The organism is Ligilactobacillus sp. WC1T17 (assembly GCA_900110005.1).
Lineage (GTDB): Bacteria > Bacillota > Bacilli > Lactobacillales > Lactobacillaceae > Ligilactobacillus > Ligilactobacillus ruminis_A.
Genome location: FOCC01000006.1, coordinates 21761 through 36348, shown reverse-complemented (window position 1 = coordinate 36348; position 14588 = coordinate 21761). Strand labels below are relative to the sequence as shown.

13 protein-coding genes are annotated in these 14588 nt (G+C 39.1%); all 13 read left to right on the top strand.

Going from position 1 to position 14588, the window contains the following annotated elements; all coding sequences use genetic code 11:
* The 13 genes from ybeY to pfkA all read left to right on the top strand — a co-directional run bounded on the left by ybeY (nt 1) and on the right by pfkA (nt 14582).
* Complete coding sequence (gene ybeY, locus BMX26_RS04865; protein ID WP_075530341.1) at nt 1–483, top strand: rRNA maturation RNase YbeY; 483 nt, start codon at nt 1–3, stop codon at nt 481–483.
* Nucleotides 464–880 (top strand): diacylglycerol kinase family protein, encoded by a 417-nt coding sequence (locus tag BMX26_RS04860; protein ID WP_075530435.1) that lies wholly within the window; start codon nt 464–466, stop codon nt 878–880. The genes ybeY and BMX26_RS04860 overlap by 20 nt, the downstream gene beginning before the upstream one ends.
* A gap of 11 nt (nt 881–891) precedes the next feature.
* On the top strand, nt 892–1794 hold the full coding sequence (gene era / locus BMX26_RS04855) for a GTPase Era (RefSeq protein WP_075530340.1): 903 nt from the start codon (nt 892–894) through the stop codon (nt 1792–1794).
* Between the two features lie 37 nt (nt 1795–1831).
* On the top strand, nt 1832–2596 hold the full coding sequence (gene recO / locus BMX26_RS04850) for a DNA repair protein RecO (protein ID WP_075530339.1): 765 nt from the start codon (nt 1832–1834) through the stop codon (nt 2594–2596).
* 305 nt (nt 2597–2901) lie between these two features.
* Nucleotides 2902–3819, top strand: coding sequence for a glycine--tRNA ligase subunit alpha (glyQ, locus tag BMX26_RS04845; protein ID WP_075530338.1), 918 nt, complete (start codon nt 2902–2904; stop codon nt 3817–3819).
* Entirely contained in the window at nt 3819–5894 is a 2076-nt protein-coding gene (glyS, locus tag BMX26_RS04840) for a glycine--tRNA ligase subunit beta (RefSeq protein WP_075530337.1), read from the top strand. The genes glyQ and glyS overlap by 1 nt, the downstream gene beginning before the upstream one ends.
* Before the next feature lie 169 nt (nt 5895–6063).
* Nucleotides 6064–7896: a DNA primase gene (gene dnaG / locus BMX26_RS04835; protein WP_075530434.1), complete on the top strand. Its 1833-nt coding sequence runs from the start codon at nt 6064–6066 to the stop codon at nt 7894–7896.
* Between the two features lie 21 nt (nt 7897–7917).
* Nucleotides 7918–9036, top strand: coding sequence for an RNA polymerase sigma factor RpoD (gene rpoD / locus BMX26_RS04830; RefSeq protein WP_075530336.1), 1119 nt, complete (start codon nt 7918–7920; stop codon nt 9034–9036).
* Nucleotides 9037–9211: 175 nt separating this feature from the next.
* Complete coding sequence (locus BMX26_RS04825; protein ID WP_075530335.1) at nt 9212–9940, top strand: GntR family transcriptional regulator; 729 nt, start codon at nt 9212–9214, stop codon at nt 9938–9940.
* A 200-nt stretch (nt 9941–10140) separates the two neighbouring features.
* Nucleotides 10141–11127, top strand: coding sequence for a D-2-hydroxyacid dehydrogenase (locus tag BMX26_RS04820; RefSeq protein WP_075530334.1), 987 nt, complete (start codon nt 10141–10143; stop codon nt 11125–11127).
* Between the two features lie 189 nt (nt 11128–11316).
* Entirely contained in the window at nt 11317–12111 is a 795-nt protein-coding gene (gene rpsB / locus BMX26_RS04815) for a 30S ribosomal protein S2 (RefSeq protein WP_075530333.1), read from the top strand.
* Between the two features lie 96 nt (nt 12112–12207).
* On the top strand, nt 12208–13233 hold the full coding sequence (tsf, locus tag BMX26_RS04810) for a translation elongation factor Ts (protein ID WP_075530332.1): 1026 nt from the start codon (nt 12208–12210) through the stop codon (nt 13231–13233).
* Nucleotides 13234–13616: 383 nt separating this feature from the next.
* Entirely contained in the window at nt 13617–14582 is a 966-nt protein-coding gene (gene pfkA, locus BMX26_RS04805) for a 6-phosphofructokinase (RefSeq protein WP_075530331.1), read from the top strand.
* Nucleotides 14583–14588 lie beyond the last annotated feature (6 nt).

The following is a 14588-nucleotide window of genomic DNA, read 5'->3' as shown; positions in this document are numbered from 1 at the left end:
ATGGATTTGGAAGTTTATGACGAAACGAACAGTGTTCCAGCTGATAAATTAGAATTAGTGACTAATATTTTGAACTTTGCTGGTAAATATATTCATTTGCCTGAGAATACTGAAATGTCAGTGACATTGATGGATAATGAACATATTCATGAAATTAATAAACAGTATCGTGGAGTTGATAAACCCACGGATGTAATCAGTTTTGCAATTGAAGAGGACAATCCAGATGAAGTTCCCATTATTTTGCCTGATGACGCTGATTTTGTTTTGCCTAAAAATATTGGCGATATCATGATTTCAATGGATAAAGTAAAAGAGCAGGCTGCCTTTTTAGGTCATTCTGAAGATCGCGAACTGGGCTTTTTGGCCGTACACGGCTTTTTACATCTTAACGGCTACGACCACATGAAAGCTGCGGATGAAAAAGTGATGTTTGGACTTCAAAAAGAGATTTTAGATGCTTATGGGCTTAAAAGAGAATAAGAAAAAGCGCCGTTATGTCAATCATTGGAAAAACCGCCATTTTATCAACTCTTTGGCTTTTGCCTTAGAAGGGTTGGTAACAGCGTGTAAAGAAGAGCGTAATTTGCGCTTTCACGTATGTTCCACGATTTTGGTCGTAATCTTGGGCTTGTTTTTCCATGTGAGCGAATATGAGTGGCTATGGCTTATTTTGTGCGTGTTTTTAGTTGTTTCCAGTGAAATTTGGAATTCAGCTATTGAAAATGTCGTCGATTTAGCGACGGGATACAAAAGGCATCCTTTAGCTAAAAAAGCCAAGGATATAGCAGCTGGAGCTGTGCTGGTAGCGGCTATGTTTTCGGTGGTGACGGCTTTAGTAATTTTTGGACCTAAAATAATACAATTAATTAAAATGTGAGGTAATCATTTTTGGAAAATAATTTTCGTTCCGGTTTTGTAGCCATCTTAGGACGGCCTAACGTGGGAAAATCGACTTTTTTAAATCAAGTTATTGGGCAAAAAATTGCCATTATGAGCGATAAAGCTCAAACAACGCGCAATAAGATTCAAGGTATCTATACGAGACCGGATGCACAAATCGTTTTTATTGATACGCCGGGTATTCATAAACCTCAAAGTCGTTTAGGTGATTTTATGGTTGAGTCAGCGTTATCAACTTTAAACGAAGTTGATGCGGTGATTTTTATGGTTAACGCCGAACAAAAGCGTGGTCGTGGCGATGATTTTATTATTGACCGGCTGAAAAAAGTTAAAAAGCCGATTTATTTGGTTATCAATAAAATTGACAAAGTTCATCCCAACCATTTGTTAGAAGTAATGGATGATTACCGTGATGCGTTAGATTTTAAAGAAGTATATCCTATTTCAGCTTTGAATGGCAATAATTGCCCTGAATTTGTGGATGCTTTGGTGAATAACTTACCGCAAGGCCCGCAATATTATCCTGGTGATCAAATAACTGATCACCCGGAACGTTTTATTGCCGGTGAATTAATTCGGGAAAAAGTTTTGGAATTAACGCGTGAAGAAGTGCCTCATTCTGTAGCTGTAGTCGTTGATCGAATTAAGCGTCGAGCTGAAGATAAGGTTTTGGTACAAGCAACGATTATTGTAGAACGTTCCAGTCAAAAAGGCATTATTATCGGCAAGGGCGGCAAAATGCTTAAAACAATTGGGGTAAAGGCCCGCAAAGATATTGAATTGATGCTTGGTGATAAAGTGTATCTTGAATTATGGGTTAAAGTAATGCCTAACTGGAAGGATAAGCAAGCTGATTTGCAATCATTGGGCTACAAACAAGACGACTATTAAAAAAAGGCTGGGTAACCAGCCTTTTTTAGGAGGAAGCATGGTTTTACATCAAGGACAGGAATTTTTGGGAATTGTGTCGTCACGTAGAGATTATAAGGAACGTGATATGCTGGTTAAAATTTTTACGGATCGTTTCGGATTTAAAACTTTTTATGTTCGCGGTGTCAAGAAAAGAGGCTTTCGCTTAGGTGCGATTATTCTGCCTTTTTCACATGGCCGCTATCTTGGCAGTATCAATGATCAAGGCTTGTCTTATCTCAATTTAGGCAAAGAAATTGATCAATATCAGCAGATATTTCAAGATATTTTTTTAAATGCCTATGCATCCTACATTTTAGGTTTAGCTGAAGCTGGTATCAAAGAAGACAGCAGTTTAGCAGCTAAGTGGTTTGGACAGGTTGACCAAGCTTTAACCCTGATTGATCAGGGATTTGAACCGTCTATTATCACCAACATTATGGAAGTTCAAATGTTGACGCTTTTTGGTGTCAGACCGGAGTTAAGATATTGCAGTGTCTGTCAAAATCCTCAAAGGCCGTTTGACTATTCAGAGAACTATGGTGGTTTGTTATGTCAGAAACACTGGCCTCTTGACCCGTACCGCCTGCATTTGGATGCTAGAACAATTTATTATCTGCAACTATTTTCAGCTTTGGATTTAAAGCGTTTGAATTCAATTAAGGTCAAAGATGAGACCAAACAGCATTTAAAACAGGCTTTAGATACGATTTACAATGATCAAGTTGGCATTTATATCCCAGCCAAAAAATTTTTGCAGGAAATGAATGAAATTAAATTTTAGCGAAAAGCTTGACAAATAAGCTTAATTCAACTATTCTAGACTTCAGTTGAATAGGGACGATGAGAAAAGAAAATGATTGGTATCATTGGCGAAGCGAGCCTGGTATGGTGAGAGCAGGTGCAAATTACCTTTTGATTGGCGCTTTTTGAGTCCTAACGTAATTAAGCTGCTAGTTTAGACTAGAAGTAGGGTGGAACCGCGGTTTGCGAAAAGTCGTCCCTATGTAACCACAGGCGTTGCATAGGAACTTTTTTGTGGACTTGCGGTTATTTTTTCGCTTTTTTTAAATTTAGGAGGTATTATTTATGGCTAAAAAATTAGCGATGCAAGATATTATTTTGACCTTGCAACAATTCTGGGCCAAACAAGGCTGCATGTTGATGCAATCTTATGACACTGAAAAAGGTGCTGGTACAATGAGTCCATACACATTCTTGCGGGCTATTGGACCTGAACCTTGGAATGTGGCTTATGTTGAACCTTCGCGGCGTCCAGCGGATGGACGTTATGGCGAAAATCCTAACCGCTTGTTCCAGCACCATCAATTCCAAGTTATCATGAAGCCTAACCCAACTAATATTCAAGATTTGTATTTGGAATCTTTGAAGGCTTTGGGCATTGATTCAAAAGAACATGATATCCGCTTTGTTGAAGATAACTGGGAAAACCCATCCATGGGTTGCGCCGGTGTCGGTTGGGAAGTTTGGCTTGACGGCATGGAAATTACCCAATTTACTTATTTCCAACAAGTTGGCGGGCTGGAAGTACGTCCGGTTGCTGTTGAAGTAACTTACGGTTTGGAACGTTTGTCTTCATATATTCAAGAAGTAAATTCTGTTTTTGATTTGGAATGGGCTGACGGCGTTAAATATGGCGATATCTTCAAAGAACCTGAATATGAACACTCTAAATATGCCTTTGAAGAAAGCAACCAGGAAATGCTATTTAACTTATTTGATACTTATGAAGTTGAAGCTAAAAAGCAAATTGCAAACGGCTTGGTTCACCCAGCTTATGATTATATTTTAAAGTGCAGCCATACCTTCAACTTGCTGGATGCTCGTGGTGCGGTTTCAGTTACTGAAAGAGCCGGCTACTTAGCACGGATTCGTAATATGGCGAAATCAGTGGCTAAAGCCTTTATTTTGGAACGAAAGAAATTAGGCTTCCCATTGATTAAAGACGAGAAATTACGTCAAGAATTATTGAAGGAGGAAAAATAATGGCACATAATTACTTACTTGAAATTGGGCTGGAAGAAATCCCAGCACATGTGGTTACACCAAGTATTAACCAATTGGCAGAACGTATGGCCTCCTTTTTGAAGGAAAACCGTTTAAGCTATGAAACAATTGAAAAATATTCAACACCACGCCGGTTAGCTTTGAAAGTTATCGGCTTAGCTGATAAGCAAGAAGATATTTCTGAGGTTGCTAAAGGACCTGCTAAAAAAATTGCTTACGACAAAGATGGCAACTGGTCCAAGGCAGCACAAGGTTTTGCCAGAGGCCAAGGTGTCAGTGTTGATGATATCTTCTTTCAAGAATTAAAGGGTGTTGAATACGTTTATGTGAAGAAGTTTATCGCAGGTCAAAAGGCTAGCGACGTTTTAAAAGGCGTCAAAGATGTTGTCATGGACATGAAATTTCCTACGATGATGAGGTGGGGTACCAATGATTTTGAATATGTGCGGCCGATTCGCTGGCTGGTTTCCTTACTAGATGATGAATTAGTGTCATTTGATGTTTTAGATTTGGCTACTGGAAAAACGTCACAAGGCCACCGCTTCTTAGGTCAAGCAGTGGAAATTGCCAGTGCTGATGATTATCCAGCCTGCCTTAAAGCACAAAAAGTAATTGCTGATGCCAGCGAACGTCAAGCAATGATTACCAGTCAAATTGATGCTTTGGCAGCTGAAAATGACTGGCAAATCATGGTTGATCCTGATTTGTTGGAAGAAGTTGTCAACTTGGTTGAATACCCAACTGTTTTTGCAGGCTCTTTTGATGAAAAATATTTAGCAGTGCCTGATGCCGTTTTAATTACGTCAATGAAGGACAATCAACGTTATTTCTATGTAACGGATAAAAATGGCAAACTTTTGCCGCATTTTGTTTCAGTTCGCAACGGCAACAGCGAATATTTGGAAAATGTCGTTTCTGGAAACGAAAAGGTGTTAACAGCACGCCTGGAAGATGCGAAATTCTTCTATGAAGAAGACCAAAAGCAAACCATTGCTGATTATGTTGAACGCTTGAAGAAGGTTATGTTCCACGATAAGATTGGCACAATTTATGAAAAGATGGAACGTGTCAGCTTGATTGCCCAATTCTTGGGGCAAAAATTAGGCTTGTCAGCAGAACAGTTAGCCGATTTGAAGCGGGCTTCGCTAATTTATAAGTTTGACCTGGTTACAGGCATGGTTGGTGAATTTTCTGAATTGCAAGGTGTAATGGGTGAAATTTATGCCAAGTTATTCGGCGAAAATGCTGATGTAGCGGCAGCTATGCGCGAAGAATATATGCCGACGAGTGCGGAAGGTGCTTTACCGCAAACAGTAGTTGGTTCAATTTTGTCCATTGCTGATAAGACTGATAGTATTCAAGCCTTCTTTAGTGCCGGGATGATTCCGAGCGGTTCAAATGACCCTTATGCTTTGAGACGCCAAGCTTTAGGTATTGTGCGGATTTCTTTGGATAAAGAATGGGATATTTCAGTTCCTTTGCTGCATGAAGCAGTTAAATTCGCTTATGAACAAAGACCAGACCTCTATGCTAAGATTAACCCTGAAGCCAACTATGACTTGATTTTGAACTTTGTTTCTGATCGCGTCTTCCAAGTATTGAATCGCAAAGATTTGCGCCGTGATGCTTTAGAAGCAGCTAATGGTAATAACCAGGCAAGTTTTATTGCTGTAAAAGAAGCGGCTGCTAGTTTGAATGAACATGCTTTGGATGCCGACTTTAAGGAAACCATTGAAGCTTTGACGCGGGTAACGCGTTTGGCTAATAAGGCTGACCATGTTATGGACCATGTTGATCAAAGCTTATTTGAAAATGACAGTGAAGCTGATTTGTTTGCTGCTTATCAAAAGGCAGCGGCTGATTTTGCTCAAAAAGATTATGCAGCTAAATATCAAGCATTGCATGATTTGAAAGATGTTATCAGTGCTTACTTTGATGAAACAATGGTTATGGCTAAAGATGAACAAGTCAAAAACAACCGTTTGACGCAATTGTCACTTTTGGCTGATTTGACGAAAGCCTTTGGTTCATTAGATAAACTCAACATTAAATAATAATTTTTAAAGGCAGGATATTTATCCTGCCTTTTTTAGTGTTTGGAGTCATTTTGCTTGTCTAACTTTTAATTATATTGTAAAATTGATATTGATTATATAAATGATAATGCGGTCGTGCGCCCATGGTGTACGGCCTTTCTAAACCCGTAGTAAGGGGGGAATGTCTTTGGCCCAAAGAATACCAGAAGCGGTAATTGAAAATGTGCGCAGTCAAGCCAATATTTTGGATGTTGTTGGACAATTTGTCCAGTTGCAACGTTCAGGCAAAGAATGGTTTGGCTTATGTCCTTTTCACTCGGAAAAAACACCTTCGTTTTCAGTCAATGAGCAAAAACAATTTTTCCACTGTTTTTCTTGTAATCGTGGCGGAAATGTCTTTAGCTTTTTAATGGAATTGGAGGACTTATCGTTTCCTGAGGCGGTTTATCGGGTAGCTGAGCTGGAAAATATTGATATTGACCAGCAATATTCACCGCAAAATACCGCCTCAACCGAGCAAGAAAATTCTGAAAATGGACAATTAAAGCATTTATATCAAACAGCTGCTGAACTTTACCATTATATTTTGATGCAAACTAAGATTGGGCAACCGGCGCTGGATTATTTGCATCAGCGGGGCTTAGATGATGCTTTAATTGATGAGTTCAATCTTGGATTTGCGCCGGAACAGAAAATTTTAGCAGAATATTTCAGTTCGCATCAGCTGGGTGATTATCAACTACATCGCAAATCAGGCCTATTTATTGAAAAAAACGATGGCACTTTGACAGACCGTTTTTTTAATCGGGTGATGTTTCCTTTGCGGAATGCTAGCGGACAGACAATTGCTTTTTCAGGGCGGGCTTTGGTTAGAGATGAGCGAACGCCCAAATATCTTAATTCGCCTGAAACTGTGTTGTTTAATAAAGGACGCCTGCTGTTTAATTTTGATAAGGCTAAACGGCTAATTCGCAAAAGTGGGCAAGTTTTCTTATTTGAAGGCTTTATGGATGTTTTGGCGGCTTATCAAGCCGGAATTACCAATGGCATTGCTTCGATGGGGACTAGTTTAACCGATGAGCAAATTTACTTATTGAGGCCTATCGCTAAAGAAGTTTTGATTTGCTATGACGGAGATGATCCTGGACAGGAAGCCACTAAAAGGGCAATTACGCTCTTAAATGAAGCGGGACATTTTACCGTTAAGACGGTGGCGTTGCCTGAAAAATTAGACCCAGATGAATTTGTCCGTAAGTATGGTGCGCAAGCTTTTCAAAAAAATTGTCAAGAAAACCAGATAACTGTTTTAGAATTTTACCTTGAATATTTCAAAAAAGGACGCAATTTGCAGACCGAAAGCGGTCAGTTGGCCTATATTACTGATGTTTTAAGTCAAGCTGCTGAAGTTGATGATGATTTGCAAGTAGAGCTGACTTTAACCAAGTTAGCACGAGAATTTGCTTTAGATAAAGCCAGCCTTGCAAGTCAGCTTCGCGTTTTAAAGCAAGAAGCCGGCAGCCAAAGAGCCAAAGCACAGTTGGAGTCGCCGCTAGTCAAAGTAACTAATGCTGAGCACTATTCAAAGGTCGAATTAGCACAAAGAACCTTGATTCATTACCTGCTCAATGAACCCAATGCCTATTTATATGTAGCCAATTTGCCGTCTTTTCAGTTTGAAAATGTGGATTATCAGGCTTTATACCTTCTAATTCAAGGCTATTTTAGTAAATATCAGACTTATATTGGCGGACAATTTTTAGATTATCTTGGTGATGAAAATTTAAAGAAATTAGTTGTTTCAATTGAAATGGAAGATTATGGTGCCTATTCTGAAGAAGAATTGAAAGATTGTATTTACGTCATTGACAATGAAGCACCATTAGATACGCGGTTGGTAAGTGTTAAAAGGGAGCTGGAGCAGGCCAAAAGACAAAATGAACCTACAAAAATAATGGAATTGACGACTCAATACATTGAACTGGTCAAGTTGAAACAGACAGTTGCAGATGATAATAGATAAGCGTTAAGGGAGGAAACTACTGTGGCAGAAGAGAAAAATAATCAATTTGATGAAACCTTATATAAAAAGAATTTACGCGATACGATGCGGGAATATAAGAACAAACATGAAATCACTTATAAAGCTTTAGCTGATAAATTTGCTGAAGTACATTTAGATGCCAGCGGCATGGAAGATTTGATTGCAACTTTAGAAGATAAAGGCATCTCAGTTGTGGATGAAGAAGGCAATCCAAGTGCTCAAAGTCTCATCAAGGCTAAAGAAGACGAAAAGGAATTATCAAAGAGCGATGTTTCAGCACCATCTGGGGTTAAAATCAACGACCCAGTGAGAATGTACCTTAAAGAAATTGGGCGGGTTAATTTATTAACAGCTGATGAAGAAAAGGAATTAGCTTTACGCATTGAAAAAGGCGATGAAGAAGCTAAGCAACGCTTGGCTGAAGCAAACTTACGGCTGGTGGTTTCCATTGCAAAACGCTATGTTGGACGGGGCATGTCATTTCTTGATTTAATTCAAGAAGGCAATATGGGCTTAATGAAAGCTGTTGAAAAATTCGACTATACCAAGGGCTTCAAATTTTCAACATATGCTACTTGGTGGATTAGACAAGCTATCACCCGTGCTATTGCTGATCAAGCACGGACGATTCGAATTCCAGTGCATATGGTGGAAACCATCAACAAGTTAATCCGTATTCAACGGCAAATGTTGCAGGATTTAGGCCGAGAACCAATTCCTGAAGAAATTGGTGCAGAAATGGATATGCCAACGGAAAAAGTACGAGAAATTTTAAAAATCGCACAAGAACCAGTTTCTTTAGAAACACCAATCGGCGAAGAAGATGATTCACATTTGGGCGACTTTATTGAAGACGAAGGAGCAACGAGTCCGGCAGACCATGCGGCTTACCAACTTTTGCGCGAACAAATTAAGAGTGTCTTAGATACGTTAACCGATCGTGAAGAAAATGTTTTGAAATTACGCTTTGGCCTGGAAGATGGCCAAACTAGAACGCTAGAAGAAGTAGGTAAAGTCTTTGGTGTTACACGTGAACGGATTAGGCAGATTGAAGCTAAGGCTTTGCGGAAACTGCGCCATCCATCCCGTTCAAAACAATTGAAAGATTTCTTAGAATAAAAAATAAAAGTAGGGTTTTCCCTACTTTTTTATTAATAAAAAATATCTTTTTGATAGTAAGAAGAAAGATGTTTTACGGTAAATTGTAATCAAAATCTCATTCAAGTCTTGTTTTTTGCTTTGAAAAGTATATAATTAAACCAATAGATAAATCTAAACGAAACGGAATGATTTGATGGCAACGAAGTATCAAGAAATAGCAGCTGCAATTCGTAAGCAAATTGAAGATGGCAGTTATCAAACAGGAGATCTTTTGCCTGATCAAAGTACTTTAGCGGCACAATTTGCTGTTAACCGGCTGACTGTCAAAAAAGCATTGGATGGTTTAGCTAAGGAAGGGCTGATTTATAAGCAATCAGGTTTAGGAACGTACGTTAGAGGTAAAATTCCTTTTGTCAACCAAGAAACCGATATTGCAGTTGATGATGTGCGAGGCGGATATGAAGAATATGGCGAGCACATCACGTCTAAGGTGATTTCGTTAGATGTCTTGTTGCCAGATGAATTCATGCAGCAAACGTTGAATTTGAAACGAATTGATCCTGTTTATGAGGTCAAGCGGATTCGCTATATCGATGGCGAGCCGGTCTTTTTTGAACATACTTATTTGCCAGTTAAGCTTGTCCCAGAATTATCTGAGGAAATCTGTGAAAAATCGCTCTATGAATATATGCGTAAGCAAAAGGGTATTAAATTAGGCAATGCTTTTCGCAAATTTTCTGCTTTAGCAGCCAGCACGGAAGACGCAGAATTTTTAGCGGTTAAAAAAGGGACACCGATTTTAGAAATTGAACAGGTTATTTGGATGACTAATGGGCGGGCAGCTGAATATTCGATTAACCATGTTGCCGGCGATAAACGCAGCTATACTGTAATGAATGTGACTAACTTGGGGCACAATTAAAAAAGATGACGACTTTAAATATGATTTAAAGCCGTTTTTTTATAAAAAAAAGTTAAAAGCAAAATTTTTGGTGCTATTTATCCGGTTTCATGATACAATATATTTCGTTGCAAGTTATAGAAAGATAATTTTTTTATACTTGTTATAAATTTTAGTAATATAACTTTTATTAATTTCTTATGCTAATGTGGGAGGAAGACATGAAGTTTGTTGCATTTAACGTTCGCGATGATGAACGCAAATATTTTGAAAATTGGTCTAAGGAAAATAAAATTGAAGTAACTTTGCTAAAAGAAGAATTAACTTCAACGACAATTGCCAAAGCTAAAGGCTATGATGCAGTTTTGGGCTTTCAAACCGGTAATTATCCTGATAATTTATTTGATGAATTGGCTAAGTTTAACGTTAAAGTTTTTTCCGTGCGCAATGTTGGGGTTGATAATGTTGACTTAGAAACAGCTGGGAAATATAACATTACAGTTACCAATGTACCAGCCTATTCACCAAATGCGATTGCTGAATTTACGATTACCCAATTATTGCAATTATTACGCAAACAAAACTTGTTCAGACAACGGATGGCTAAACAAGATTTTCGCTGGGCACCTTTTGTTGGTGAAGAATTAGGCCATATGACAGTTGGTGTAATGGGAACTGGACGGATTGGTCGAGCAGCTATCCAAATTTATAAAGGTTTTGGTGCTAAAGTGATTGCTTATGATCCTTTCCCAAATCCGCAATTGGAAAAAGAAGGCATCTATGTCAGCCAAGAAGAATTATTTAAGCAAGCTGATGTTATCACTTTGCATATGCCGGCAACTGATGAAAATTACCACTGCATCAATGAAGACAGCATCAAATTGATGAAGGATGGTGTCTATATTGTTAACGCGGCACGGGGCGCTTTGATTGATACAGAGGCCTTAATTGCTGCTTTGAAGAATGGCAAAGTTAAAGGTGCCGCTTTGGATACTTACGAAAATGAAGCACCGATTTTCAACCACGATTTATCGGGACAAGCAATTAATGATCCGATGTTTAAAGAACTCTTGGCGATGGATAATGTGGTCTTATCACCACACATCGCCTTTTACACTGAAACAGCAGTGCAAAATATGGTTGAGGTCTCCTTGGCATCAGCCAAAAAAGTGGTTGAAACCGGGACAGCTAAAACAATTGTTCAATAATTTTCAAAGGATACATTTTGTATCCTTTTTTTATTGCAATTCTAGTTTTGATAAAGTATAATAAAAAAAGTGCTTAAAAGCACAATTCACACCTTATGCGATGGTCAAAAGGGTGCTTAGCGTAAGTTAAGTCTTTTGCCGTAGAACATAGGGGAGGATAAAAAAACTATTTTGGAGGTTAATTGAATTATGGCTGTTATTTCCATGAAACAATTACTTGAAGCTGGTGTACATTTTGGTCACCAAACACGTCGTTGGAACCCTAAGATGAAGCAATTCATCTTCACTGAACGTAATGGTATCTACATCATTGACTTGCAAAAGACAGTTAAGTTGATTGATGATGCTTACAACTTCATGAAGGATGCTGCTGCAAATGATGGTGTTATCCTCTTTGTTGGTACAAAGAAGCAAGCACAAGATGCAGTTGAAGAAGAAGCTAAGCGTGCTGGTCAATACTACGTAAACCATCGTTGGTTGGGTGGTACTTTGACTAACTGGAACACAATTCAAACTCGTATCAAGCGTTTGAAGGAAATCAAGGCAATGCAAGAAGATGGCACATTTGATCGTCTTCCTAAGAAAGAAGTTGCTTTGCTTATGAAGCAACGCGATCGTCTTGAAAAGTTCTTGGGCGGTATTGAAGACATGCCTCGTATTCCTGATGTATTGTTCATCGTTGACCCACGCAAAGAACGTATTGCTGTTAAAGAAGCACAAAAGCTTAACATTCCTATCGTAGCTATGGTTGATACTAACGCTGATCCAGATGAAATCGATGTTAAGATTCCTTCTAACGACGATGCTATCCGTGCCGTTCGTTTGATCACAGCTAAGATGGCAGACGCTGTTATCGAAGGCCGTCAAGGCGAAGACCAAGCTCCTGTTGAAGAAGCTTTCAAAGCTAACGACGAAAAAGTTGACTCAATCGAAGATATCGTTGAAGCAGTTGAAGGCGACAACGAAAACACAGATGCTGAATAGTTAATAAACTTAGGCTGTCTCAGATGAGGGTATTTAAGCCTCAAGTCTTGGGATAGCCTTTTTTAAAATAAATCTTATTTAAGGAGGCCATTTATCATGGCAAAAATCACTGCTGCTCAAGTAAAAGAATTGCGTGAAAAGACTGGCGCCGGCGTTATGGACGCTAAGAAGGCCCTTGTTGAAACTGAAGGCGACATGGACAAGGCTATCGAATTCTTACATGAAAAAGGGATGGCAAAGGCAGCTAAGAAAGCTGACCGTATCGCTGCTGAAGGTTTGACAGGTATCTACGTTGACGGTAACGTTGCTGCTGTTGTTGAAGTTAACTCTGAAACAGACTTCGTTGCGCAAAACGCACAATTTAAAGACTTAGTTAAGACAACTGCTGAAGTTATTGCTAAAGGCAAGCCAGCTAACCACGAAGAAGCTTTGGCTTTGACAATGCCTTCTGGTGAAACTTTGGAAGCTGCTTATGTTTCAGCAACTGCAACTATCGGTGAAAAGATTTCTTTCCGTCGTTTTGCTGTTGTTGAAAAGACAGATGCACAACACTTTGGCGCATACCAACACAATGGTGGCCGTATCGGTGTTATCACTGTGCTTGAAGGCGGCGACGAAACTTTGGCTAAGCAAATCTCAATGCACATTGCTGCTATGAAGCCATCTGTATTGTCATACAAAGACTTAGATCCAGCTTTTGTTCATGAAGAATTGGCTCAATTGAACCACAAGATTGACCAAGATAACGAATCACGTGCTTTGGTTAACAAGCCAGCATTGCCACACTTGAAGTTTGGTTCAAAGGCACAAATTACTGACGAAGTTTTAGCACAAGCTAAGGAAGATATCAAGGCTGAATTGAAGGCTGAGGGCAAGCCTGAAAAGATTTGGGACAAAATCATCCCAGGCAAGATGGGCCGCTTCATGCTTGACAACACTAAGGTTGATCAAGAATACACATTGCTTGCTCAACTCTATGTAATGGATGATAGCAAGACAGTTGAAGAATACCTTGAATCAGTTAACGCTTCTGTAGTAGAATTTGTTCGCTACGAAGTTGGTGATGGTATCGAAAAGAAAGCCGATAACTTTGTTGAAGAAGTTATGAGCCAAGTTAAATAGACTTTTGAAGAGTTGAGTTTTTTCTCAACTCTTTTTTTGCTTTAAGTGAATTTTGCTTTAATTTCTTGATAAAATCAGTATTAATAAGTGTTTTTGCTTATATAAGTCTCGTTTTATGAGAATATTATTCTCTAACTAGCAAATAGCAGCTAGCTGAATATAAGCAACCGCTTAAATTTATGATTAGAGTGAAATAATGCATGATAAGGCTTAGCTTTGATGTTAAGGGAATTTTACGAAAAAATCATTACGAAAATGCTACCAAAAAGATAATTATCCTTTTTTTATGAATTTTGCTTAAATAACAAGACAAAACCTTAAAAAAGTGATACCATTGTTTTTGGAGAATGTAGTACTACAGAATTTTTACTTGAGGTGAAGAAATGAAACGCATTGGTATTTTAACTAGTGGTGGGGACTCCCAAGGTATGAACGCCGCTGTTCGTGCTATTGCCCGCTCAGCAATGCATGCAGGTCTTGAAGCCTATGGTATCAACCTTGGTTATAAAGGACTTGTCGAAGGTAATGTTTTCAAGATCGATTCTTTAAAAGATCTTGATGGAATTATCAACCGTGGTGGCACAATTCTTCGCTCTGCACGTTTCCCAGAATTTGCAGAAGAAGAAACTCAGCTTAAGGCGATTGAAATGCTTAAGAAATTAGGCATTGATGCTTTGGTTGTTATTGGTGGCGATGGTTCATACCATGGCGCCATGAAATTAACTAAGCATGGCTTTAACTCAATCGGTGTTCCAGGCACAATCGACAATGACATTCCAGGTACTGATTTTACTATCGGCTTTGATACTGCTGTTAGCGTTGCAACTGAAGCTTTGGACCGTATTAATGATACAGCACGTTCACACCAACGTGTCTTTGTTGTTGAAGTTATGGGTCGTGGCGCCGGTGATATCGCTTTATGGTCAGGGATTGCAGCAGACGCAGATGCTATCGTTATCCCAGAACGTGAATATGATATCAAGGCTATTGCCGATAAATTGACTGAAAACCGCAAAAACGGCAAAGATAATGGTTTAGTTGTCGTAGCTGAAGGCGTGATGTCTGCACAAGCTTTCAAGGAAGAACTTGATAAGTATGGTGACTTTGATTCACGCGCTGTAACTTTGGCTCACGTACAACGTGGCGGTATTCCTACTGCTAAGGACCGTGTTTTAGCTAGTCAATTAGGTGATTATGCTGTGCAGCTTTTGCTTGAAGGCAAGGGTGGTTTGGCTGTTGGAATTCGCGACGGCAAGCCAGAAGCACATGACATTATCGATACGTTGGAAAACCACAAACACAAGGCGGACTTGTCATTAGCTGACTTAAATGACCGTCTTCGTTTCTAATCCGCC

What these genes read in the sequence shown, in the direction of transcription:
- ybeY (WP_075530341.1), top strand. Translation starts at nt 1, where the DNA reads ATGGATTTGGAAGTTTATGACGAAACGAACAGTGTTCCAGCTGATAAA.
- BMX26_RS04860 (WP_075530435.1), top strand. Translation starts at nt 464, where the DNA reads ATGGGCTTAAAAGAGAATAAGAAAAAGCGCCGTTATGTCAATCATTGG.
- recO (WP_075530339.1), top strand. Translation starts at nt 1,832, where the DNA reads ATGGTTTTACATCAAGGACAGGAATTTTTGGGAATTGTGTCGTCACGT.
- glyQ (WP_075530338.1), top strand. Translation starts at nt 2,902, where the DNA reads ATGGCTAAAAAATTAGCGATGCAAGATATTATTTTGACCTTGCAACAA.
- glyS (WP_075530337.1), top strand. Translation starts at nt 3,819, where the DNA reads ATGGCACATAATTACTTACTTGAAATTGGGCTGGAAGAAATCCCAGCA.
- BMX26_RS04825 (WP_075530335.1), top strand. Translation starts at nt 9,212, where the DNA reads ATGGCAACGAAGTATCAAGAAATAGCAGCTGCAATTCGTAAGCAAATT.
- BMX26_RS04820 (WP_075530334.1), top strand. Translation starts at nt 10,141, where the DNA reads ATGAAGTTTGTTGCATTTAACGTTCGCGATGATGAACGCAAATATTTT.
- rpsB (WP_075530333.1), top strand. Translation starts at nt 11,317, where the DNA reads ATGGCTGTTATTTCCATGAAACAATTACTTGAAGCTGGTGTACATTTT.
- tsf (WP_075530332.1), top strand. Translation starts at nt 12,208, where the DNA reads ATGGCAAAAATCACTGCTGCTCAAGTAAAAGAATTGCGTGAAAAGACT.
- pfkA (WP_075530331.1), top strand. Translation starts at nt 13,617, where the DNA reads ATGAAACGCATTGGTATTTTAACTAGTGGTGGGGACTCCCAAGGTATG.